Origin of the sequence: Nocardia alni (genome assembly GCF_019038435.1) — a bacterium.
In the GTDB taxonomy this organism is placed as follows: Bacteria; Actinomycetota; Actinomycetes; order Mycobacteriales; family Mycobacteriaceae; genus Nocardia; species Nocardia alni.
The window spans coordinates 1-22,389 of sequence record NZ_JAGPOX010000154.1 but is presented as its reverse complement, the minus strand read 5'-3'; the positions used below and the strand labels follow the sequence as shown (position 1 = coordinate 22,389).

General features: G+C 68.2%; 20 protein-coding genes and 1 pseudogene. 18 read left to right on the top strand and 3 right to left on the bottom strand.

The window, feature by feature from the left end; genetic code table 11:
* Both JZ791_RS37150 and JZ791_RS37145 read right to left on the bottom strand, forming a co-directional pair.
* Positions 1-400: YbhB/YbcL family Raf kinase inhibitor-like protein (locus JZ791_RS37150; protein WP_254206958.1), on the bottom strand; the 400-nt coding region annotated here is incomplete at its 3' end.
* A 130-nt stretch (positions 401-530) separates the two neighbouring features.
* Positions 531-1,163 (bottom strand): TetR/AcrR family transcriptional regulator, encoded by a 633-nt coding sequence (locus tag JZ791_RS37145; RefSeq protein WP_216901528.1) that lies wholly within the window; start codon positions 1,161-1,163, stop codon positions 531-533.
* A 111-nt stretch (positions 1,164-1,274) separates the two neighbouring features.
* On the opposite strand from JZ791_RS37145, the gene JZ791_RS37140 reads away from it, so the two are divergent.
* The 3 genes from JZ791_RS37140 to JZ791_RS37130 all read left to right on the top strand — a co-directional run bounded on the left by JZ791_RS37140 (position 1,275) and on the right by JZ791_RS37130 (position 4,547).
* Positions 1,275-1,931, top strand: coding sequence for a peroxiredoxin-like family protein (locus JZ791_RS37140; protein ID WP_216901526.1), 657 nt, complete (start codon positions 1,275-1,277; stop codon positions 1,929-1,931).
* Positions 1,932-2,235: 304 nt separating this feature from the next.
* On the top strand, positions 2,236-3,735 hold the full coding sequence (locus tag JZ791_RS37135; protein ID WP_216901525.1) for an FAD-dependent monooxygenase: 1,500 nt from the start codon (positions 2,236-2,238) through the stop codon (positions 3,733-3,735).
* Between the two features lie 305 nt (positions 3,736-4,040).
* The gene (locus JZ791_RS37130) at positions 4,041-4,547 is read left to right on the top strand and encodes a MarR family winged helix-turn-helix transcriptional regulator (protein WP_216901524.1); all 507 of its coding nucleotides are present in this window, start codon (positions 4,041-4,043) and stop codon (positions 4,545-4,547) included.
* A 1-nt stretch (position 4,548) separates the two neighbouring features.
* On the opposite strand, the gene JZ791_RS37125 is transcribed toward JZ791_RS37130, so the two are convergent.
* Positions 4,549-5,457: an alpha/beta fold hydrolase gene (locus tag JZ791_RS37125; protein WP_308163331.1), complete on the bottom strand. Its 909-nt coding sequence runs from the start codon at positions 5,455-5,457 to the stop codon at positions 4,549-4,551.
* Positions 5,458-5,982: 525 nt separating this feature from the next.
* On the opposite strand from JZ791_RS37125, the gene pyrR reads away from it, so the two are divergent.
* The 15 genes and pseudogenes from pyrR to JZ791_RS45615 form a co-directional block, all read left to right on the top strand.
* Complete coding sequence (pyrR, locus tag JZ791_RS37120) at positions 5,983-6,618, top strand: bifunctional pyr operon transcriptional regulator/uracil phosphoribosyltransferase PyrR (protein ID WP_216901522.1); 636 nt, start codon at positions 5,983-5,985, stop codon at positions 6,616-6,618.
* The gene (locus tag JZ791_RS37115) at positions 6,615-7,577 is read left to right on the top strand and encodes an aspartate carbamoyltransferase catalytic subunit (RefSeq protein WP_216901521.1); all 963 of its coding nucleotides are present in this window, start codon (positions 6,615-6,617) and stop codon (positions 7,575-7,577) included. Before pyrR ends, JZ791_RS37115 begins: the two co-directional genes overlap by 4 nt.
* A 226-nt stretch (positions 7,578-7,803) precedes the next feature.
* Positions 7,804-9,114 carry a dihydroorotase gene (locus tag JZ791_RS37110; RefSeq protein WP_308163330.1) on the top strand — a complete coding sequence of 437 codons (1,311 nt, stop codon included), beginning with the start codon at positions 7,804-7,806 and terminating at the stop codon, positions 9,112-9,114.
* On the top strand, positions 9,114-9,623 hold the full coding sequence (locus tag JZ791_RS37105; protein ID WP_216901519.1) for a PH-like domain-containing protein: 510 nt from the start codon (positions 9,114-9,116) through the stop codon (positions 9,621-9,623). The genes JZ791_RS37110 and JZ791_RS37105 overlap by 1 nt, the downstream gene beginning before the upstream one ends.
* 8 nt (positions 9,624-9,631) lie before the next feature.
* Entirely contained in the window at positions 9,632-10,732 is a 1,101-nt protein-coding gene (gene carA / locus JZ791_RS37100) for a glutamine-hydrolyzing carbamoyl-phosphate synthase small subunit (protein WP_216901532.1), read from the top strand.
* On the top strand, positions 10,732-14,151 hold the full coding sequence (gene carB, locus JZ791_RS37095; protein ID WP_216901517.1) for a carbamoyl-phosphate synthase large subunit: 3,420 nt from the start codon (positions 10,732-10,734) through the stop codon (positions 14,149-14,151). Before carA ends, carB begins: the two co-directional genes overlap by 1 nt.
* A gap of 31 nt (positions 14,152-14,182) precedes the next feature.
* Positions 14,183-14,497 carry a hypothetical protein gene (locus JZ791_RS37090; protein WP_216901513.1) on the top strand — a complete coding sequence of 105 codons (315 nt, stop codon included), beginning with the start codon at positions 14,183-14,185 and terminating at the stop codon, positions 14,495-14,497.
* Between the two features lie 16 nt (positions 14,498-14,513).
* The gene (gene pyrF / locus JZ791_RS37085; protein ID WP_216901511.1) at positions 14,514-15,347 is read left to right on the top strand and encodes an orotidine-5'-phosphate decarboxylase; all 834 of its coding nucleotides are present in this window, start codon (positions 14,514-14,516) and stop codon (positions 15,345-15,347) included.
* A gap of 548 nt (positions 15,348-15,895) precedes the next feature.
* The gene (gene mihF, locus JZ791_RS37080) at positions 15,896-16,216 is read left to right on the top strand and encodes an integration host factor, actinobacterial type (RefSeq protein WP_216901509.1); all 321 of its coding nucleotides are present in this window, start codon (positions 15,896-15,898) and stop codon (positions 16,214-16,216) included.
* A 17-nt stretch (positions 16,217-16,233) separates the two neighbouring features.
* The gene (gmk, locus tag JZ791_RS37075) at positions 16,234-16,815 is read left to right on the top strand and encodes a guanylate kinase (RefSeq protein WP_216901507.1); all 582 of its coding nucleotides are present in this window, start codon (positions 16,234-16,236) and stop codon (positions 16,813-16,815) included.
* Positions 16,816-16,924: 109 nt separating this feature from the next.
* Positions 16,925-17,206 (top strand): DNA-directed RNA polymerase subunit omega, encoded by a 282-nt coding sequence (gene rpoZ, locus JZ791_RS37070; protein ID WP_216901505.1) that lies wholly within the window; start codon positions 16,925-16,927, stop codon positions 17,204-17,206.
* 11 nt (positions 17,207-17,217) lie between these two features.
* Positions 17,218-18,468 carry a bifunctional phosphopantothenoylcysteine decarboxylase/phosphopantothenate--cysteine ligase CoaBC gene (coaBC, locus tag JZ791_RS37065; protein WP_498049412.1) on the top strand — a complete coding sequence of 417 codons (1,251 nt, stop codon included), beginning with the start codon at positions 17,218-17,220 and terminating at the stop codon, positions 18,466-18,468.
* Positions 18,469-18,722: 254 nt separating this feature from the next.
* Positions 18,723-19,937, top strand: coding sequence for a methionine adenosyltransferase (metK, locus tag JZ791_RS37060; RefSeq protein WP_216901501.1), 1,215 nt, complete (start codon positions 18,723-18,725; stop codon positions 19,935-19,937).
* A 257-nt stretch (positions 19,938-20,194) separates the two neighbouring features.
* Positions 20,195-20,545: pseudogene (locus JZ791_RS45620) on the top strand (primosomal protein N' family DNA-binding protein); the annotation flags it as partial.
* A gap of 891 nt (positions 20,546-21,436) precedes the next feature.
* A partial coding sequence (locus tag JZ791_RS45615; protein WP_254206966.1) for a hypothetical protein occupies positions 21,437-22,389 on the top strand: 953 nt, incomplete at its 3' end.

Below are 22,389 nucleotides of genomic sequence, written 5' to 3'. Positions count from 1 at the left end.
GGCCGGTGTAGCCGACCGTGGTGACGCCGATGGCTTGCTTGGCCAGCGGGGAATGGCGGGCCAATCCCTGGGGGAGGGCGGTGGTGGTGGGTGCGATGTCGTAGGCGACCCAGTGCCAGACGGTTCCGCCGGGGGCGTCGGGGTCGGACATGACGATCGCGTAGCCGCGGGTGCCCGGAGGGGCGCCTTGCCACTGAAGATCCGGTGACTGGTCGCGGCCGCCGCAGACCTGGAACAGTTGGGCGGGGCCGACGGTCGAGCCGTCCGGCATCGCGGTGCTTTTCACCGCTAGTTGCCCTACCGTCGCCGTGTCGATGCTGGGCTGAGCCTGCGCGACGCCGCAACCCAGCGTGAGAAGGGCTGCGCCCAGACATACCGTGTGACGGATTCTATGGGTCAATGCGGCCTCCATGGTGCCGAGTATTCGGTTGTCGGAGGGTGTGCCCCCCGGTTTCCGCCGCCAACGGTACCGCCGTCCGCAGCACGCCTGCCCGGTATCTCCCGGAATTTGCTGGATCGGTGCTGTGTGGTTATGGACGGCCTCCTGCGGGATGGTCGCCGCAACGGTAATGCGATACCAGGGCGAGTGCGCCATCGAGGGCCTGCCGCACCGCAAGAGGATCTCTACGGGCCTGGGTGAGCACGAGTCCGCCCTGAAGGCTGGCCAGGGTCGAGGTCGCCAGCCACGCGACGTCGGTGTCCGGTCGCAGCTCCCCGGAGCTCACCATGGCGGCCAGGCCCGCCCGGATCTGTTCCTCCCACCGGTCGAAACCGGAGGCCAGCACCTCGCGGATCGGGTCGTCGCGCTCGCCGAGTTGGCCGAGGAGGTTGGCGATCGGGCAGCCGCCCTCGCCGTGCCGTGCCCACTGGAGCGCGACGATGGTGTCGGTCCAGCGCACGAGCCCCGCCCAGGTGCCGAGGTCGTCGAACAGCGGCTGCTGGCCGTCGAGTACCACGTCGTTGGTGGCCTCGGCCACCGCCCGGAGCAGATCGTTCTTGTCGTCGAAGTAGTGATACAGCTGGCTGCGCGAGGCGGGTGCGCGGGCGCCCACCTCGTCCAGGCTGGCTCCGGCCGCGCCCTGCTCGGCCACCACCTGGAGTGCGGCATCCACGATGCGCCGCCGCGTCTGCCGCCCCTTCTCGGTCGTCGGCACTGTTCCCATGGCATCGAGTATTCACCAGAATGGACTTGACAGTCCAGTCGAGGCCCGCCTACGTTCATTGGACTACGTAGTCCAATCGAAAATTCATGCGTGATCATTCAGGAGGTCTCGATGTCCGCCACCATCCGTGAGCAGTCCGATCAGCTCAAAGCCGCTGCGGCCGAAAATCTTCCGGCGGACGTGCGCGCGGTGTTCGATCGCAGCGTCCAGGGATTCATCGATGAGGGGATCCCCGCTGCGGCCATCGCGGCCGGGGATACGGTGGACAACTTCACCCTCGAGGACGCCACCGGTGCGTCGGTGAGCCTCGACGATCTGGTCGCCGACGGACCCGCGGTGATCGTGTTCTACCGGGGCGGCTGGTGCCCGTACTGCAATGTGGCGCTGCGTACCTACCAGACCGAACTGCTGCCGCGGCTCGGCGCGTTCGGCGCGCGGCTGGTGGCGATCAGCCCGCAATCCCCGGACGAGTCGCTCTCGACCGCGCAGAAGGCCGAGCTCGAATTCACGGTGCTGTCCGATCCGGGCAGTGGGCTCGCGCAGCGGCTCGGCATCGCCTTCCGGCAGGCCGACGATGTGCTGGACGCCCAGCGCACGCTCGGTCTCGACCTCGCCAAGGTCAACGTCGAGGGCTCTGTCCATTTGCCGATGCCGACGGTGCTGATCGTCGATCGGCAGCGCACTGTGCGGTTCGTCGACGTGCAGCCCGACTACACGGCCCGGACCGAGGTTGCCGACATCGTCGCGGCGCTCGGCGCGCTGGGCTGATTGTCCGGTTGTGGTTGTGCGGCAAGGTTCAATGCCCTGCCGCACAACTGAATCGGTGAACTCTTGGTGTCGAGCGCTACGGGGGGTGCGGCCGCTGCGCGAAGATGCTGGATCGAGGTGGCCGATCGCATGCGCCTCGGGGACCGCTCGCGGGAGGGTGGAACAGCCGATCGCGGCAACCTCTTCGCTGGTTACTCTGCCGCATAACGTTTTCCGGTCGACCGTGTGCTTCGTCCCTTGGCAATCCGAGCAACGTTCATTATATTAACGTTCATCTAATTTAACCGACGCGAGGAGTCGGAAGATGACTGTGGACGTGATCGTTGCCGGCGGTGGCCCGGTGGGGATGATGACGGCGGCGCTGTTGGACGCGGCCGGGGTGCGCGTGGAGGTGTACGAGCGAAAGACTCGGCCCGGACAGGAGTCTCGCGGGACCACCATGCATCCGCGCACCCTCGAGGTGCTCACGATGCTGGAACTCGACGGCCGCCGGGTCAGCGATATCCTTGTGGAGCAGGGTAATCGGCTCCCGCACGCGCATTTCGCGATGTTGCCGGACCGGCTCGACTACCGCGACCTGGACACGCCGTTCCCGTTCGTGCTCATGCTCCCGCAGTGGCGGACCGAACAGGTGCTCGCCGAATATCTGCGCGCCCGTGGGGTTCCGGTGCACGGCGGCGCCGAGGTGAGCGAGGTCGAGCAGTCGGCGGACGAGGTCCGGGTCCGTGTGGATGGATCATGGCGCGCGGCCCGGTATCTGGTCGGCGCGGACGGGGCGCACAGTGGGGTGCGCAAGTGCGCCGGGATCGGTTTCGTCGGCAACTCTCCGAACGTGGTCGGTTTCGCGGGCGACGTGCGGCTGACCGAACCGGTGCACGCCACTCGGTACTTCTGGCAGGCGGAGGCCGGCCATGCGGCCGTTGTCCCGCTGGGGGAGAACATCTTCCGGATCTTCGGAACCGAAGCGACCGATGCCGGGCTGAGCGCCGACCGGGCGCGCCTGCGGCAGGCCGAGCCGTTCACCCTCGCGGAGCTGAGGGCGGCGCTGAACCGGATCTGCGGCGCCGATTTCGGGGTGCACAGCCCGGTGTGGCTGTCGCGCAGCAGCAACAGCAGCCGGCATGCCGAGCGCTATCGTGACGGCCGGATCATGCTGGTCGGCGACGCCGCGCATGTGCACCTGCCCGCCGGCGGTCAAGGACTGAACGTCGGCCTGCAGGACGCCGCCAACCTGGCCTGGAAACTGGCCGCGGAGGTGCACGGCTGGGCGCCGGATCGGTTGCGCGAGGGCCACTGCGGTTACGACAGCGAACGCCGCCCGATCGCCGCGCGCCTGCTGGCCGACACCCTCTCCCAGGACGCCCTGATGCACACCTTCACCCCGGCCGGGGCGGCGCTACGCGAGATGTTCACCGGATTCATCGCCCGTGGCGGCGAGGTCGCCACCCAGCTGGCCGGCTGGATGTCGGGCCTGGCGGTGGGCTATTCCCGCACCGACGACGACCATCCGCTGGTGGGTACGCGCGCGCCGGACTCGCAGGTCACCGGAGGCACCCTGCTGCGCGCGCTGCGCCCGGACCGATTCCTGTTGCTGGACTTCGCCGGTGATCGTCCGGACGTCGGCTCCGACCGGGTCGAGGTCCTCGCCGCGCATCGTCCCATCGGCTGGGAGGCCGTGCGCGCCGCGCTGATCCGGCCGGACGGGTACGTGGCACACGCTACCGACACCGACACCGGACTCGTCGAGTCGATCGGCGCCTGGACCGAGCCCGACGAGCGATTCGTGACCGTGCGAGGCCTGTGATGCCGATCGCGTTACGTTCGCCACCTACTCCTACATCGCGCCAATGCTGCGCACCACAACGAGATCACCGCGCTGATCACGGTGTGCGCGATCGGTGCGGCCGCAGGGCTGGTGATACCGCCGGTACAGGCGTGGGTCATGCGGCTGGCCGGGGACGCGCCGACCATGGCGGCCGCGTCGGCGCGGCGCTGGATTCGGTTACACGGCACCGAGTCCGGTCGGTGCGGTGGGACTGGGCCCGGCAGTGATATCGGGCCGATCGAGTGAACGTGAAGAATATGAACGTTCGTTGGTACCCTGACATCATGGCATCCTCGCCCGAGCGCCACGACTACGTGGACGGCATGATGGTCGTCGCCGTCGAGGACGGCGACGACCGGGCGTTGCAGGCCAAGGCGCTGGCCTACCGCCTGCGCCGCTTGGCGCATCGGCTGGAGACCGACATCAAACGCGAACTCGCCCCGCATGGCGTCGAGCTATGGGAACTGGAGCTGCTGGCCTGCCTGATCCGCGCCGAGCCCGGCCACCGGCTCAGCGCCGGACAGCTGGTGACCCAATTGCAGCTCACCACCGGCGCGGTCACCAACCGGGTCCGGCAGTTGGAAGAAAAGGGCTGGGTTACAAGGGATTTCGATCCGGCCGATCGTCGTTCGGTCCTGGTCGCCCTGACCCCGGCGGGCGAGAAGCGCGCGATGGAGGTGTTCGCGGTGAAGACCGACACCGAGTGTCGGCTGCTGTCCGTGCTGTCTGCGGCGACTCAGCGCCGGATCAACGACGATCTGCGCAAAGTGCTGCTGAATCTGGAAACCTGAGTCAGCCGGGCTGGTCGCCCAGGTGAGCGCGGACGAAATCCACCACCGCGTCGGAGAAGGCGTCGTTCACATCGCTGGCCGCGGTGTGCGCGGCGCCCTGGATCTCGACGTATTCCATATGCGGAACCAACGCGCGGAAGTCCTCTACGCCCTGCCGGCTCACCACGTCCGACAGTCGCCCGCGCACCAGCAGCACCGGAACGGTCAGCTCGCGCGCGGCCTGTTCCATTGCGACGGTTTGGTTTTCGAAGTCCTCTTCGGTGATGTCCCCGGCCATCATCGCCGGATCCCAGTGCCAGTACCAGCGCCCGTCCTCGCGCAGTCGCAGGTTGCGGCGCAGTCCGTCGGGGTTGTGCGGGCGGGTGCGGTGCGGCAGATATTCCGCCACCGCGTCGGCGGCCGCCTCGAGCGAGGCGAAGCCGTCCTGGTGTCCACTCAGGAAATTCAGGACCCGCGCCACGCCCTTTTCCTCCGGGCGCGGCACCACATCGACCATGACCAGTCCGGCGATGCGCTCGCCGCCGGGACGACAGGTGGCGTACAGGGACGTGAGCCCGCCCATGCTGGCGCCGACGACGACCGCGGACCGGCCCAGTTCGGCCAGGATGCCGAGCAGATCGGCGGACATCGCCTCGCGGCCGTAATCCCCGTCGGGCGCCCAGTCGCTCTCGCCGTGTCCGCGCGCGTCCAGCAACAGCGCCCGCATGCCGACCTTCGCCAGTGCGGCCCCGGAATCCTTCCAGGAGTGCCTGGTCTGGCCGCCGCCGTGCAGGAATACCGCGAGCGCGCCGTCCTCGGGACCCCAGAACTCCCCGGCGAGGGTGATACCGCCCTGGCCGCGGAATCTCACCGGACGTGGTTCGGTGAAATCGGCATCGTCGAGGGCCGCGTCCGGGGCCGCCGCGCGCACCTCGTCGTGCTGATCGTTCGCTTCACTCACCACCCGAGCATGACACATGTTCCACCTGACTTATACGGCGTATGAACGATCGTTGCGTCACATCCGGCGGCTGAGGCGGCGGGCGCCCGTGCTCCGGGGCGAACATCGTGTAACTGTTGAACCGATCGGTCCAATGTTGTAACCCGAGATTTGCCGGGTATTCGTGACGTGTGCCACATGATCCCGAGTACCCCCGGAACGGACCGAGGGGACACCGCACCGGCAGCGGACGAGCGCCCTGCGACCGTCCGGAATCGAGTGGAGACCGGCACAAGGTCGTGGGCCGCTCGGGGATGGTGGCTCGGATGTCGGGACCGGCTGCTTACTGCCCCGAGATCCGGGCATCGTCGCGTTCGGGGATCTCGCATCGATCGACGCCGTCGGATCGATTGCCCGGGGGGTGCGGTGTGAACTTCCGATCGGCCCTTTGCTAGGCTCTGCACCCGAAAGACATCCTTTAACGGACCGTCCTGTGAGGCGGGGAAGGAGGTCGGCATGGCTGTGCCCGAAGAGGGCTCGGCTAAGTCGAGTGCTGCCGAATATTCGCAGCGGCACGACCCGGACTGGATCGCCGCCGGGCGTGAGCTGCTCTCCGCCCAGGACGTGAGTCGAACCGTCGCGCGGATGGCGCATCAGATCATCGAGAAGACCGCGCTGGATGCCACCGATCCCGGGCTGCCGCGGGTCGTGCTGATCGGTATCCCCACCCGCGGGACCACCCTGGCCGACCGGCTGGCCGCGCGGATCGAGGAGTTCGCCGGGGTACGCCCGGCCGTCGGCTCCCTGGACATCACGCTGTATCGCGACGATCTGCGCAGCCGCCCGCACCGCCCGCTGGAACGCACCTCGGTGCCCGAGGGCGGGATCGAGGATGCGCTGGTGGTACTGGTCGACGACGTGCTGTTCTCCGGACGCAGCGTGCGCGCGGCCCTGGACGGCCTGCGCGATCTGGGACGCCCCCGCGCGGTGCAGCTGGCGGTGCTGATCGACCGCGGGCATCGCGAGCTGCCGATCCGCGCCGACTACGTCGGCAAGAACGTGCCCACCTCCCGGAGCGAGGACATTTCGGTGCTGATGACAGAGCACGACGGCCGAGACGGCGTTTACCTGCATCAGGAGGCTTCCGAGTGAAGCACCTGCTGTCGGTCGCCGATCTGGATCGCGGCGCCGCCACCGACCTGCTGGACGACGCGGAGCGTTTCGAGCAGGCCCTGCTCGGCCGCGAGGTGCGCAAGCTGCCGACCCTGCGCGGGCGCACCGTGATGACGGTGTTCTTCGAGAATTCCACCCGCACCCGGGTGTCGTTCGAGGTGGCCGGGAAGTGGATGAGCGCCGATGTGATCAACGTCAGCGCGTCGAGTTCCTCGGTGTCCAAGGGGGAGTCGCTGCGCGACACCGCGCTCACCTTGCACGCCGCGGGCGCGGACGCGTTGATCGTGCGGCACCCGGCCTCGGGCGCGGCCCATCAGATCGCCCGCTGGTTCGGTGAAATGGACAACGGCGCAAGCGGATTCGCCGGGCCAGGCCCGGCGGTGATCAACGCGGGCGACGGTACGCACGAGCATCCCACGCAGGCCCTGCTGGACGCGCTGACACTGCGTCAGCGTCTCGGCTCGCTCGAGGGCAAGCGGGTGGTGATCGTCGGTGACATCCTGCACAGCCGCGTCGCGCGCTCGAATGCGTTGCTGCTGAGCATCCTCGGCGCGGAGGTGGTCCTGGTCGCCCCGGGCACGCTGCTGCCGGTGGGCGTGGAGCAGTGGCCGGTGCGGGTCTCGCACGCGCTGGACGCCGAACTGCCGGGCGCGGACGCGGTGATGATGCTGCGGGTGCAGGCGGAGCGGATGAACGGCGGATTCTTCCCCTCGGCGCGTGAGTACTCGATCCACTACGGCCTCAACGAACGCCGGATGGCGCTGTTGGACGAGCATGCGGTGGTCCTGCATCCCGGTCCGATGCTGCGCGGCATGGAGATCGCGCCGCGGGTCGCGGATTCGTCGAAAGCGGCTGTGCTGCAACAGGTCACCAACGGCGTGCACATGCGCATGGCGGTGCTGTTCCGGCTGCTGGTCGGGACGGGGGATCCGGCATGAGCGCGCACAGCCGGCCGCCGAGCTCATCCTTGCGCCCGCACGCCGTCATCGACGCGCGTATGTGGCTGGATCCACAGTTCAGCTTGCCGGCGCGTAGGTGTGCGCAGTCGGCCGGAATTCAAGGCCCGAGACACCAGCCGACAGCATGCCGAGCCGTCGACCCGACCGCGCGGCCCGGAATGCCGAGGGATCGACGCTGGGATTCGGCCGCTGGAAAGGGAGCACAGTGAACGACGTCCTGATTCGGAACGTCCGGCTGTACGGCGCGGGCGAACCCGTGGACGTGCTGCTGGGGGAGGGCGAGATCCGCGATATCGGAACAGGTCTGGATGTACCGGACCCCGATGCCGTCGAGATCGTGGACGGCGCGGGCCAGATCCTGCTGCCCGGCTTCGTGGATCTGCACACGCATCTGCGCGAACCCGGCCGCGAGGATACAGAGACCATCGAAACAGGTTCCGCGGCAGCTGCTCTGGGTGGTTACACCGCGGTGTTCGCGATGGCCAACACCACCCCGGTCGCCGATTCGGTCGTGGTCACCGATCATGTGTGGCGGCGCGGTCAGGAGATCGGCCTGGTCGACGTGCATCCGGTCGGCGCGGTCACCGTGGGCCTCGAGGGTAAGCAACTCGCCGAGATGGGCACCATGGCCGCGGGCGTGGCCGGGGTGCGGATGTTCTCCGACGACGGCCACTGCGTGCACGATCCGCTGATCATGCGCCGGGCGCTCGAGTACGCGAACTCGCTGGGCGTGCTCATCGCCCAGCACGCCGAGGAGCCGCGGCTCACCAAGGACGCCGTGGCGCACGAGGGTCCGAACGCCGCGCGGCTGGGCCTGGCCGGCTGGCCGCGCGCGGCCGAGGAGTCCATCGTGGCCCGCGACGCCCTGCTGGCCCGTGACGCCGGAGCCCGCGTGCACATCTGCCACGCCTCCACCGCCGGGACCGTGGAACTGCTGAAATTCGCCAAGGGCCAGGGCATTTCGATCACCGCCGAGGTCACCCCGCATCATCTGCTGCTGGACGATTCGCGCCTGGAGACTTACGACGCGGTGAACAAGGTGAACCCCCCGCTGCGCGAGGCATCCGACGCCGACGCGCTGCGCCGGGCCCTGGCTGACGGTGTGATCGACTGTGTGGCAACCGATCACGCACCGCACGCCGAACAGGACAAGTGCTGCGAATTCGCCGCCGCCCGCCCCGGCATGCTCGGCCTGGAGACCGCGCTGTCGGTGATCGCGCGGACCATGGTCGAGCCGGGTCTGCTGGACTGGCGCGGCGTGGCCCGGGTGATGAGCGAGAATCCCGCGCGGATCGCGGGCCTGGACGACCAGGGTCGCCCCCTCGCGGTCGGCGAACCGGCGAACGTGGTCCTGATCGACCCGGACGCCACCTGGACCGTGCGCGCGAGCGAACTCGCGAGCATCTCGAAGAACACGCCGTTCGAGGCGATGGATCTGCCCGCGCGGGTGACGGCGACGTTCCTGCGCGGAAAGATCACCGTCCGCGACGGCAAAACTGTCGGAGGAGCGATCTGATGGAACGAACACTGCAGGTCGTGCTGCTGGCTCTGTTGTTCTGCCTGTGCGTGTGGGGCATGTACCGGGCATGGACGGGCAAGGCGCGCCGCCAGGCCGAGGCGATCGGCGAACTGCCGCCGGTACCCGAGGACAAGGGCGCACAGCTGCTCGAACCCACCACGGGCCTGTACACCGGCACCACCGTGGCGCCCAGCTGGCAGAACCGGGTTCACGTGGGAGACTTGGGTTTCCGCGCCGCCGCCGAGCTGACCCGCTTCGAGCGCGGCATTCTGCTCGAACGCAGTGGCGCCACGGAGATCTGGATTCCGAACGAGTCCGTCACCGTGGTGCGCACCGAGCGCGGGCACGCGGGCAAGGTCATGACGCAGGACGGTGTGCTGGTCATTCGCTGGAAGCTGCCGACCGGGACCGAGGTGGACACCGGTTTCCGGGGTGACGACAAGACGGTGTATCCGGCGTGGGTCGCCGGGGTCGTAGCGGCGAAGACGGGAGAAGAGACGACGTGACAACCGCGATGATGGTGCTAGAGGACGGCCGGGTGTTCCGCGGTTCGCCGTTCGGCGCCGAGGGACAGACCCTGGGCGAGGCGGTGTTCTGCACCGCGATGACCGGATACCAGGAGACGCTGACCGATCCGAGTTACCACCGGCAGATCGTCGTGGCCACCGCCCCGCAGATCGGCAACACCGGCTGGAACGACGAGGACGACGAGTCCCAGCGCATCTGGGTGGCCGGATACGCGGTGCGCGACCCCGCCCGCCAGGCCTCGAACTGGCGCGCCACCACCACCCTGCAGGACGAGCTGGTCCGCCAGGATGTGGTCGGTATCGCGGGCATCGACACCCGAGCGCTGGTGCGCCACTTGCGCACTCGCGGTTCGATGAAGGCCGGGATCTTCAGCGGCGAGGCCGCCGACGCCTCGATCGACGAGCTGCTGGGCCGGGTCAACGGCCAGCCCTCGATGCTCGGCGCGGATCTGGCCGAGGAGGTCAGCACCGACGCGCTCTACACCATCGAGCCCGCCGGCGAGCCCCGATTCACCGTCGTAGCGGTCGATCTGGGCATCAAGACCAACACTCCGCGCATGTTCGCCGCGCGCGGCATGCGGGTGCACGTGGTGCCCTCCGGCGTCACCCTCGACCAGATCACCGCGCTGAACCCGGACGGGGTCTTCCTGTCCAACGGCCCCGGCGACCCGGCCACCCAGGACGACGCCGTCGAGCTGACGAAGGGCATTCTGGGACAGGGGCTTCCGCTGTTCGGCATCTGCTTCGGCAACCAGATCCTGGGCCGCGCACTGGGTTTACGCACCTACAAGATGAAGTTCGGCCACCGCGGCATCAACATCCCGGTCATCGACCAGAACACCGGCCGTGTCTCGATCACCGCGCAGAACCACGGGTTCGCGCTCGAGGGCGAGGCCGGACAGCGCTTCGACACCCCCTTCGGCACCGCCGAGGTATCCCATACCTGCGCCAACGACGGAACGGTCGAGGGCGTGCAGCTGGTGGACGGTCGCGCCTTCTCGGTGCAGTACCACCCGGAGGCCGCCGCCGGACCGCACGACGCCGCATATCTCTTCGACCGTTTCGCCGGTCTCATGGAAGGAGCCTGATGCCCCGCCGCGAGGATCTGAAGCACATCCTGGTGATCGGCTCGGGCCCGATCGTGATCGGCCAGGCGTGCGAGTTCGACTATTCCGGGACCCAGGCCTGCCGGGTGCTGCGCTCGGAGGGACTGCGTGTGTCCCTGGTGAATTCGAACCCGGCCACGATCATGACCGATCCGGAATTCGCCGATGCCACCTACGTGGAACCGATCACCCCCGAATTCGTCGAAAAGGTCATCGCCAAGGAACGCCCGGACGCGATCCTGGCGACCCTGGGCGGGCAGACCGCGCTGAATACGGCCGTGGCGTTGCACGAAAGCGGCGTGCTGGCCAAGTATGACGTCGAGATGATCGGCGCGGATTTCGATGCCATCCAGCGCGGTGAGGACCGGCAGAAGTTCAAGGACATCGTCGCGAAGGTCGGCGGCGAGTCCGCGCGCTCCAATGTCTGCTTCACCATGGACGAGGTCCGGGAAACCGTTGCGGAACTGGGCTTCCCGGTGGTCGTGCGCCCCTCGTTCACGATGGGCGGGCTCGGCTCGGGCATGGCGTACAACGACGAGGACCTGGACCGCATCGCCGGTGGGGGACTGGCCGCCTCGCCGACCGCCAACGTGCTCATCGAAGAGTCCATCCTGGGCTGGAAGGAATTCGAGCTCGAGCTGATGCGCGACCGCCGCGACAACGTGGTGATCGTCTGCTCGATCGAGAACGTGGACCCGATGGGCGTGCACACCGGCGACTCGATGACCGTCGCCCCGGCCATGACGCTGACCGACCGCGAGTACCAGAAGATGCGCGACCTGGGCATCGCCATCCTGCGCGAGGTCGGCGTGGACACCGGCGGCTGCAACATCCAGTTCGCGGTGGATCCGGCCGACGGCCGCCTGATCGTCATCGAGATGAACCCGCGCGTCTCGCGCTCGTCCGCGTTGGCTTCCAAGGCAACGGGTTTCCCGATCGCCAAGATCGCCGCGAAGCTCGCCATCGGCTACACGCTGGACGAGATCGTCAACGACATCACCAAGGAGACCCCGGCCTGTTTCGAGCCCACGCTCGACTACGTCGTCGTCAAGGCCCCGCGTTTCGCGTTCGAGAAGTTCCCCGGTGCGGACCCGACGCTCACCACGACCATGAAGTCGGTCGGCGAGGCGATGTCGCTGGGCCGTAACTTCGCCGAGGCCCTCGGCAAGGTGCTGCGCTCGCTGGAGACCAAGGCCGCCGGCTTCTGGACCCAGAACGACGGAGAATGGAGCCCTGCTGACGACGGCGACCCGCAAGCGATCGCCGCGGCCGTCGCAAAGATTCTCGACGATCTGAAGGTTCCCACCGAGGGCCGCATCTACCAGGTCGAGCGGGCGCTGCGCCTGGGCGCGAGCATCGAGGAGACCGCCAAGGCCTCGGGCATCGACCCGTGGTTCGTGGCCGAGGTCGCGGGCCTGGTCGAACTGCGTCAGGAGATCATCGACGCGCCCGTGCTGGACGAGTCGCTGCTGCGCAACGCCAAGCACTACGGCCTCTCGGATCGCCAGATCGCCGCTCTGCGACCGGAACTCGCGGGCGAGGGGGGCGTGCGTGAGCTGCGCCACCGGCTGAACATCCGCCCGGTGTACAAGACCGTCGACACCTGCGCCGCCGAATTCGAGGCCAAGACTCCGTACCACTACTCGGCCTACGAACTGGATCCGGCCGCGGAATCCGAAGTGGCGCCGCAGAAGGAGCGCGAGAAGGTCATCATCCTGGGTTCGGGCCCGAACCGCATCGGCCAGGGCATCGAATTCGACTACTCGTGTGTGCATGCGGCGCAGACGCTTTCGGCTGCCGGATACGAGACCATCATGGTCAACTGCAATCCGGAGACCGTGTCCACCGACTACGACACCGCCGATCGCCTGTACTTCGAGCCGCTCACCTTCGAGGACGTGCTCGAGGTGTACCACGCGGAGACCGAATCGGGCTCGGTCGCGGGCGTCATCTGCCAGTTGGGCGGGCAGACCCCGCTGAGCCTGGCGCAGCGGCTGACCGATGCGGGCGTGCCCGTCGTCGGCACCTCCGCCGCCGCCATCGACCTGGCCGAGGATCGCGGCGAATTCGGCGATGTGCTGACCGCGGCGGGACTTCCGGCCCCGAAGTACGGCACGGCCACCACCTTCGCGCAGGCCAGGAAGATCGCGACGAACATCGGCTATCCGGTGCTGGTGCGCCCGTCGTACGTGCTGGGCGGGCGCGGCATGGAGATCGTCTACGACGAGAAGTCCCTGGAGAACTACATCTCCCGCGCCACCGAGATCACCCCGGACCATCCGGTGCTGGTCGACCGTTTCCTCGAGGACGCCATCGAGATCGACGTCGACGCCCTGTGCGACGGCGAGGAGGTCTACCTCGGCGGGGTCATGGAGCATATCGAGGAGGCCGGCATCCACTCCGGTGACTCCGCCTGCGCGCTGCCGCCGATCACCCTGGGCCGTAGCGATATCGAGGCCGTGCGCCGGTCCACCGTGGCCCTGGCGCACGGTATCGGCGTGCGCGGCCTGCTGAACGTGCAGTACGCGCTCAAGGACGACGTGCTGTACGTGCTCGAGGCCAATCCGCGTGCCAGCCGCACGGTTCCGTTCGTGTCCAAGGCCACAGCGGTGCCGCTGGCCAAGGCCGCCGCGCGAATCGCGTTGGGCGCCACCATCGCCGGGCTGCGCAAGGAGGGCCTGCTCCCGGCCGAGGGCGACGGCGGCTACGCGCCGATCGACGCCCCGGTCGCGGTGAAGGAGGCTGTGCTGCCGTTCCATCGCTTCCGCCGACCGGACGGCAGCGGCATCGATTCGCTGCTGTCGCCGGAGATGAAGTCCACCGGCGAAGTCATGGGCATCGACGCCGATTTCGGCACCGCGTTCGCCAAATCGCAGAGCGCGGCCTACGGTTCGCTGCCCACCGCGGGCACGGCGTTCGTGTCGATCGCCAACCGCGACAAGCGGGCCATGGTGTTCCCGGTCAAGCGCCTGCACGACTTGGGATTCCGCATCCTGGCCACCGACGGCACCGCGGAGATGTTGCGGCGCAATGGAATTCCTTGCGAGCGGGTGCGCAAGCATACGGTGCCCGGGCTCGCGCAGGAGGTGCGCGGCGCGGTCGAGCGGCCGGGCCGGACAGCCCCGGACGCGCTCGCCGAAGCCACGCCGGAAACGGCCGGACCCTCGATCGTGGACCAGATCAAGGACGGCGAGATCGATATCGTGTTCAACACCCCGTACGGTAATTCTGGACCCCGCGTCGACGGCTATGAAATCCGCACCGCCGCGGTGGGCGCCAATATTCCGTGCATCACGACGGTGCAAGGCGCGGCCGCGGCCGTGCAGGGCATCGAGGCAACGATCACCGGTGGTATCGGTGTGCGGTCCCTACAGGAACTGCACGCCGTGCTGCGCGGTTAGCTCGAGGAGAGGAAGCAAGACGGTGGGAGCCATGCGCTTTGGTGCGGGGACTCGGCCGGGTACGCCGCGTCGGCGGGCGAACGGCCTGGGTGAGGTGGTGGTACCGGGCGGCGACATCCGGGTAATGCGTAACGTCGGCGGTTACAGCACCGTCGGTTTCCGCACCAACCCGCCGATCGACCGCAGCCGGGCGGCGCGCGAGCCGGATCAGGCGGTGTCGGACCAGGAGCTGTTCGAGCGGGAATTGGCCGCGATCGACCAGGAGTTGGCGGCGGCGCAGCGGGAACTGGCCGCGGAACAGGAGCCGGAGCGCGAGCCCGCGGCAGCAGGCGCGGATTCGCGGTGAATGGGCCGGTGAGCTGGTGAAGCCGTTCGGCGTGCGCCTGCGCGACGCGATGGGTCGCCACGGCCCGCTGTGCGTGGGTATCGACCCGCATCCGGAGCTGCTGCACGCCTGGGGCCTGTCCGACGACGTCGAGGGCCTCAAGGGCTTCGCCGACGTCTGCGTGGACGCGTTCGCGGGCCGAGTGGCGCTGGTCAAGCCGCAGGTGGCGTTCTTCGAGGCATACGGCGCCGGCGGCGTCATGGTGCTGGAGGACACCATCGGCGCGCTGCGCGAGGCGGGCACGCTGGTGCTGGCGGACGCCAAGCGCGGCGATATCGGCTCGACCATGGTCGCCTACGCGCGTGCCTGGCTGGCCGACGGCCCGCTGGCCAGCGACGCGGTGACGGTCTCGCCGTATCTGGGATTCGGATCGCTGGCACCGGCGCTGGAGCTGGCGGCGGCGAATCATCGGGGCGTGTTCGTGCTGGCGGCCACCTCGAATCCGGAGGCGGAACAGCTGCAACGGACCGTCGGCGCGGACGGCCGCACGATCGCCCAGACCATGGTCGACGCGGCGGCCGCCCTGAACACCTCGGCCGGCGGCGCGGAATTCGGTTCGGTCGGCGTCGTCGTGGGTGCCACACTCACCGAGGCCCCCGATCTGTCCCTGCTCAACGGTCCCATCCTGATGCCCGGCGTCGGCGCGCAGGGCGGGGGAGCGGAGTCGATCCGCGCGCTGGTCCCCGCGTCCGGTCTGGGCGCGGTGGTGCCCAACGTCTCGCGCGAGGTACTCGGCCAGGGGCCCTCGGTGGCGGCCCTGCGTACCAGGGTGACCCAGCTCGCCGACGAATTCGCGTTTCTCCAGGTCTGACGATAGCGGGGCGACCGGTCTGTTTTCGGTTTCGCCCCGCTGCGGCCTCGGGAGTGTGCTTCGGCCCAGGAACTACATCTCTGTGTTTTTCGGCGTCAGGAAGCCTTTCAGGCGGTTTCCCGGCCTATCGGGCGCTCACCGTGGGGCTGTCGCATCGTGAGTCCGGCCCTGTTTCTGATCACGAAATGGCTCGAGTGATGCGCGACACGCAGTGTAAAAATGCGCGACACGCGGAGGAATCGCAGAAAATTCCTGGTCGCGCGATAACGGCTCGGTTACATGTTGTCCGACCCCCTCACCCGGTTCGCGAAAGACCACCCTCGATACCGAAAAACCCCAGGCCACAAGGCTGTTCGCAGTTTCGCCAGGACGATGCGAGGCCCGCGTGCCGAGCCCCCCGAGGCGTGGCCCGGACCATCGGCACACTGCCCGAATCCGCCGCTGACCTGGGGGGTGGGTTCGCAATCGGCAGGCGGCGTGGGTACGGTCGCTGAGACCACCGGGTTACCGGGGGTAGATCATGCAATGAACGATGAGACGGAGGAACCGTGGCCCTTCCCCAGCTGACTGACGAGCAGCGCGCCGCTGCTTTGGAGAAGGCGGCTGCCGCTCGCCGCGCTCGGGCAGAGCTCAAGGAGCGCCTGAAGCGTGGCGGCACCGACCTGAAGACCGTCCTGAAGGACGCCGAGACCGACGAGGTCTTGGGCAAGATGAAGGTTTCGGCGCTGCTGGAGGCCCTGCCGAAGGTTGGCAAGGTCAAGGCGGCCGAGATCATGACCGAGCTCGAGATCGCGCCGACTCGCCGCCTGCGCGGTCTGGGCGACCGTCAGCGCAAGGCGCTGCTGGCGAAGTTCGACTTCCAGGCCTGAGCAGGGTGAGTCCTGGGGTGGTCGAACACACGAAGACGGGTCGGCTGGTAGTACTGGTCGGCCCCTCGGCCGTCGGCAAGTCCACTGTGGTCCGCTGTGTCCGCGAGCGGCTGCCGGAATTGGTATTCAGTGTGTCGGCCACCACCCGGGCCCCGCGGCCCGGGGAGGTCGACGGACGGGACTACCGATTCGTCACCAGGGCCGAGTTCGACACCATGATCGAACAGGGGGAATTGCTGGAATGGGCCGATATCCACGGCGGCCTGCAGCGGTCGGGTACCCCGGCCGTTCCGGTGCGGGCGGCGCTGGCCGCCGGTAAGCCGGTACTCGTGGAAGTGGATCTGGAGGGGGCTCGCTCGATCCGCCGGACCATGCCCGAGGCGCTGCTGGTATTCCTGGCGCCGCCGAGCTGGGAGGAACTGGTTGCCCGGCTGACCCTGCGCGGCACCGAATCGCCCGAGGTGATCGAGCGTCGGCTGCTGACCGCCAGGACCGAACTCGCGGCATGTGACGAGTTCGACACAGTGATCGTGAACGACGAGGTGACTGCGGCCTGTGAGCAGTTGGTATCGTTGTTCGTTAGCACAAAACTCGGATAGGACGCGTGCTCGCCGTCGGGCATGCCAAGTACGTGCCTTCAGGCCGGACGGTCCCGTCACCTTTGTGAACCAGCTGTATACACCCATAGACCCGCAGGGAGCCTCACTAGTGAGCGACACCAAGACGACCGCCGCGCCCGCGTACGACACTCCGGTCGGCCTGACCAACCCGCCGATCGACGAGCTGCTCGAGCGCACCTCGTCCAAGTACGCGCTGGTCATCTACGCGGCCAAGCGGGCGCGTCAGATCAACGACTACTACAACCAGCTCGGCGACGGCATCCTCGAGTACGTGGGTCCCCTGGTCGAGCCGGGCCTGCAGGAGAAGCCGCTGTCGGTGGCGATGCGGGAGATCCACTCCGACCTGCTCGAGCACACCGAGGGCGAGTAACTCGCCGCCGGATTTCAAGAGCGCACCGGGAGAGGCACAGCCAGATGCGGATCGTTGTCGGCGTAGGCGGCGGGATCGCCGCCTATAAGGCCTGCTCGCTCGTACGCAAGTTCACCGAGACCGGGCACGACGTCCGGGTGATACCCACCGAGTCGGCGTTGCAGTTCGTCGGCAAGGCCACCTTCGAGGCCCTCTCCGGCAATCCGGTGAATACCGGCGTGTTCGCCGACGTGCCGGAGGTGCCGCACGTGCGCCTCGGCCAGGAGGCCGACCTCGTGGTGATCGCCCCGGCGACGGCCGACCTGATGGCGCGCGCCGCGATGGGCCGCGCCGACGATCTGCTGACGGCCACGCTGCTCACCGCGCGATGTCCGGTGCTGTTCGCCCCGGCCATGCATACCGAGATGTGGTTGCATCCGGCCACCGTCGCCAACGTGCGCACGCTGCGCTCGCACGGCGCGATCGTCGCCGAACCCGCCTCGGGGCGGCTCACCGGCGCGGACACCGGTCCCGGGCGGCTGCCCGAGGCCGAGGAGATCTTCGCGCTGGCCTCGCTGTTGCTCGAGCGCGCCGACGCCATCCCGCGCGACCTGGAGGGCCGCCGCGTCGTGGTGTCGGCGGGCGGCACCCGCGAACCGCTGGACCCGGTGCGTTTCCTGGGCAACCGCAGTTCGGGCAAGCAGGGTTACGCGTTGGCGCGGCTGGCCGCCCAGCGCGGCGCACACGTCACCCTGGTCGCCGGGAACACCGTCGGGCTCGATACGCCCGCCGCGGTCGATCTGGTGCAGGTGACGACGGCCGAGCAGATGCGGGTGGCGGTCGACAAGCACGCCGCGGGTGCGGATGCGGTGATCATGGCCGCGGCGGTGGCGGACTTCCGGCCAGTGCACGTGGCCGCGGCGAAGATCAAAAAGGGCGCCGGCGAGCCGAATTCGATCGAGCTGATCAAAACCGACGACATTCTCTCCGGTTTGGTGCAGGCTCGTCGCGACGGTCGCCTCGGCGCCGCCGCGATCGTCGGATTCGCCGCCGAGACGGGTGACGAGAACGGCGACGTACTGACCTATGCGCGAGCCAAGCTCAAGCGCAAGGGGTGCGATCTGCTCATTGTGAACGCGGTCGGCGAGGGCAGGGCCTTCGAGGTCGACCACAACGACGGCTGGCTGCTCGGCGCCGACGGCACCGAGCAGGCCCTCGATCACGGATCGAAGGCGCTGCTGGCCAGCCGGGTGCTGGATGCGCTCGGACCGCTCCTTCGCTGAGCGATCCGGGCTGATAGGTACAAAGATTCGGCCTATCCTGCAAGGAGGGCACGCGATGCGTTCGCGCACCGCGTGCACAGTTCACCGAACGCCGAAACGGGGCCCTGTGGAGGCGTAGTGGCTGGTTGAGCCACTTTGTCGGTGGTTTGGAATAGTCTTCAGGCAAAGGGTCTAAGGCTATGGGCTGGACAGGGCCATTCACCGCGGTGCTGTCGCAGTCCGGACGAGAAACCCGTTGAGGGAGAGGGAAAACTGTGAGCACGACTGGCAGCCGCCTATTCACCAGTGAGTCCGTGACCGAGGGCCATCCGGACAAAATCTGCGACGCTATCAGCGATTCCGTTCTCGACGCCCTGCTCGCGCAGGATCCGCGCAGCCGGGTGGCGGTCGAGACTCTGGTGACCACGGGGCAGGTGCACGTCGCCGGCGAGGTGACCACCGAAGCCTATGCCGACATCCCGACCATCGTGCGGGAGAAGGTGCTGGAGATCGGATACGACTCCTCGGCAAAGGGTTTCGACGGCGCCTCCTGCGGTGTCAACATCGCGATCGGCGCCCAGTCACCGGATATCGCCCAGGGTGTCGATCATTCGCACGAGGCGCGTGTCGGCGGCTCCGATGACGAGATCGAGCGGCAGGGCGCGGGCGACCAGGGCCTGATGTTCGGTTACGCCACCAAGGAGACCCCGGAGCTGATGCCGCTGCCGATCGCGCTGGCGCATCGCCTCTCCCGGCGGCTGACAGAGGTGCGCAAGTCCGGCGTGCTGCCGTACCTGCGTCCCGACGGCAAGACCCAGGTCACCATCGAGTACGAGGGTGCGGTGCCCAGGCGGCTGGATACCGTCGTCATCTCGACCCAGCATGCGGCCGATATCGACCTGGACAACCTGCTGGCCCCCGATATTCGCGAGAAGGTCGTGGATTCGGTGCTGGCCGAGCTGAATCTGCCCGCCCCGCTCGATGTCTCCGAGGTGCGCCTGCTGGTGAACCCGACCGGCAAGTTCGTGCTCGGCGGCCCCATGGGCGACGCGGGCCTGACGGGCCGCAAGATCATCGTCGACACCTACGGCGGCATGGCTCGCCACGGCGGCGGCGCGTTCTCCGGCAAGGATCCCTCGAAGGTGGACCGTTCGGCCGCGTACGCCATGCGCTGGGTGGCCAAGAACGTCGTCGCGGCCGACCTGGCCGAGCGGGTCGAGGTGCAGGTCGCCTACGCCATCGGCAAGGCCGCCCCCGTCGGCCTGTTCGTGGAGACCTTCGGCACCGAGAAGGTCGACCCGCAGGTGATCTCCAAGTCCATCAGCGAGGTCTTCGACCTGCGCCCCGGCGCGATCATCCGCGACCTGGACCTGCTGCGCCCGATCTACGCCGCCACCGCCGCCTACGGCCACTTCGGCCGCACCGACGTGGACCTGCCCTGGGAGCACACCGACCGCGCAGACAAGCTCCGCGCCGCGGCCGGGTTGTGATGACGACCGGGCGCGGGAGGCTGTACCTGATGCGCGCAGACAAGCTGCGCGCCGCGGCCGGGTTGTGATGACGACCGGTCGCGGGAGGCTGTACCTGATGCGAGCCGACAAGCTGCGCGCCGCGGCCGGCCTGTAACGCCGGGCTGTCCTTGGCCAAAACCACCGCAGGCGCCGCAGCCGCCGGAACCTCTCGCGTTCCGGCGGCTGCCGCGTCCGTACCTGCTGCCCCGGACCTGCCCATCGCCCGGGTCCTGCCCATGCTGGAACCCGCGCACCTGGACCGCGACTTCGACTACTTGGTTCCCCCCGAATTGGACGTCGCCGCCCAGCCCGGTGTTCGTGTTCGTGTGCGCTTCTCGGGCCGCCTGATCGACGGCTACCTCCTGGAACGCCGCGAAACTTCCGACCACACCGGCAAACTCATGCGCCTCGAGCGCGTCGTCTCCCCCGAGCGCGTCCTCACCCCCGAAATCCTCCACCTGATCACAGCCGTAGCCGCCCGCTACGCCGGAACCCGAGCCGACGTCCTGCGCCTGGCCATCCCACCTCGCCACGCCCGCACCGAATCCACCGCACCCCAGGCGGTTCCGGAGTCCACGTCGGATGCGGAGGTGATCGACCTCGATGAGATCGCGGAGGGGAACTCCGCCGAGCCCGCCCCCGCGTCTTCCGATTCGGGAGAACCGGCCTCCCGCTACATTCTTGCGGCGAAAAACTCCGGAACCGGACTTTCGAGCCGACAAAATGTAGCAGGAGGCCGGGCTTCCGATGCCCCGGACGACTCCGAGACCGACGGATCGAGCATCGGCTCGAATGAGCCTGCGGCCGCGGATGATACGCGGCCGAACGGGGAGAGCCTGGCCCATCACGATCGGTTGGAACCTGCCGACTCGGCCTCGGGCGCAACGGGCGGTGATGCGGATTCGTCACCCAACCGACCGGTCGAGACATTGCGGACACACGGCCCTGCCGAGACAACGGCGATCTCGCAGGACGCCTCGGTCGAGCTTGGTGAGGAGCCCTCCGATTCCCATGTCGCGCAGTCCGCGCCTGTCGATGACTCGAAAGGCCATGCTGCGGATGACATGAGCGATCAGCCGTCCGCCGAGGTGGAACGTCCGAGTGGCACAGCGCCCGAAGGAGATTCGATTGCACCGCGACCGAGTAGAACACTGCGCGCGCCGAATCGCGTTGCCAGGACAGGGGAGGTCTCTCGATACACCGCGGTCGAGTGCGGCGAGATGTCCGCATCGGGCTCCCGGATATCGGGTGCAGAACCCACCGATTCCGGCGTAGAGGACCCCGCGCCGCTCGATCACGGCCGGGATGACTCGGATCGCGCGGGGGATGAGTCGACTACCGGGCCGGATCATCTTGGTCATACAGTGCGCGAAGGAGATTCGACTGCGTCACGGCCGAGCAGAGTACTCCGGGCGCCGAATCGCGTTGCCGGAGCAGGTGCGGTCTCTCGATACACCGCGGTCGAGTGTGGTGCTCCCGTGCCTGTCGAGGAATCGGTATCGGGTGACGTGTCGACCGATGCCGACGAAATCGCGGAGGAGAACGCTGACGAGACCGGTGATCCCGAGGTAGCCGGATCGAGCGTCGGCGGTGGTCGCTCGAATGAGCGTGCGGCCGATGTTGGTTCATCGCGCCGCGGCGGTGGCGCCGATCCGTCCGGGGCCGCTGAGAAAGAAGGCGATGCGTCGGCCGGCCTTGGATCGACTGTGGAGCCCACCGAGCCCGGCGCAGCTGAATTCGCAGCTGGCGACGATGGCATAGGCGACCCGGATCACGGTGGGGACGAGCATATTTCGTCTGCGGCTCGGTCACGTGATCGCGGCCCGGATGAGTCGACGTTGCCCTCGAAGGACTCCGAGTGTGGCGAGAACTCCCGCACTGGCGGTTCGAACGCGGTTGAGCGGGTCGGAGAACCGGCCTCCGGCTACATTTTCCCGGCGGATTTGTCCGAAACCGGAGTGTCGAGCCCGCAGAATGTAGCGATAGGCCGGGGTGGTCGTGTCGAGGGACGCGCGCTCACCGAGAGTGGAGCGGATGAAACCGCAGGTGAGGAGGGATCGTCGACTGTTGCGGGATCGGCTGTGCTGCGCAACGAGTCCGGTGTGGTGAGGTGCTCGGTTGACAGCGATGGCGGGGGCAGCTCGGATCGGGTTGGGGATGAGCCGATTGCCGAGGAGGGGCGTACAGCGAGCGAGGGCGATTCTACTGCGGGAGAGTCGGACGAGGGGGGAGCAGCGGATCTCGAGCCGATCGGGCAGGTCGAGGGTCGCGACGGTACGTCGATCGAGGTTGCCGGTTCCGCTTGCCCGTCTTTCGGGGCGGGAGGTTCTGATCATACGAGGGTCGAGGATGACGCGGTTGCGGGGCGGGCGAGCGCGAGTGGTTCCGCTGATCGCGAGCCGGTGGGGCCGAGTGGCTCTTCGGTCAGGGG

Excerpts from the sequence above, each read along its gene's own strand:
- JZ791_RS37145 (WP_216901528.1), bottom strand. The coding sequence starts at position 1,163 with ATGGGAACAGTGCCGACGACCGAGAAGGGGCGGCAGACGCGGCGGCGC.
- JZ791_RS37130 (WP_216901524.1), top strand. The coding sequence starts at position 4,041 with ATGGCATCCTCGCCCGAGCGCCACGACTACGTGGACGGCATGATGGTC.
- carB (WP_216901517.1), top strand. The coding sequence starts at position 10,732 with ATGCCCCGCCGCGAGGATCTGAAGCACATCCTGGTGATCGGCTCGGGC.
- carA (WP_216901532.1), top strand. The coding sequence starts at position 9,632 with ATGATGGTGCTAGAGGACGGCCGGGTGTTCCGCGGTTCGCCGTTCGGC.
- JZ791_RS37090 (WP_216901513.1), top strand. The coding sequence starts at position 14,183 with ATGCGCTTTGGTGCGGGGACTCGGCCGGGTACGCCGCGTCGGCGGGCG.
- JZ791_RS37105 (WP_216901519.1), top strand. The coding sequence starts at position 9,114 with ATGGAACGAACACTGCAGGTCGTGCTGCTGGCTCTGTTGTTCTGCCTG.
- JZ791_RS37140 (WP_216901526.1), top strand. The coding sequence starts at position 1,275 with ATGTCCGCCACCATCCGTGAGCAGTCCGATCAGCTCAAAGCCGCTGCG.
- JZ791_RS37135 (WP_216901525.1), top strand. The coding sequence starts at position 2,236 with ATGACTGTGGACGTGATCGTTGCCGGCGGTGGCCCGGTGGGGATGATG.
- pyrR (WP_216901522.1), top strand. The coding sequence starts at position 5,983 with ATGGCTGTGCCCGAAGAGGGCTCGGCTAAGTCGAGTGCTGCCGAATAT.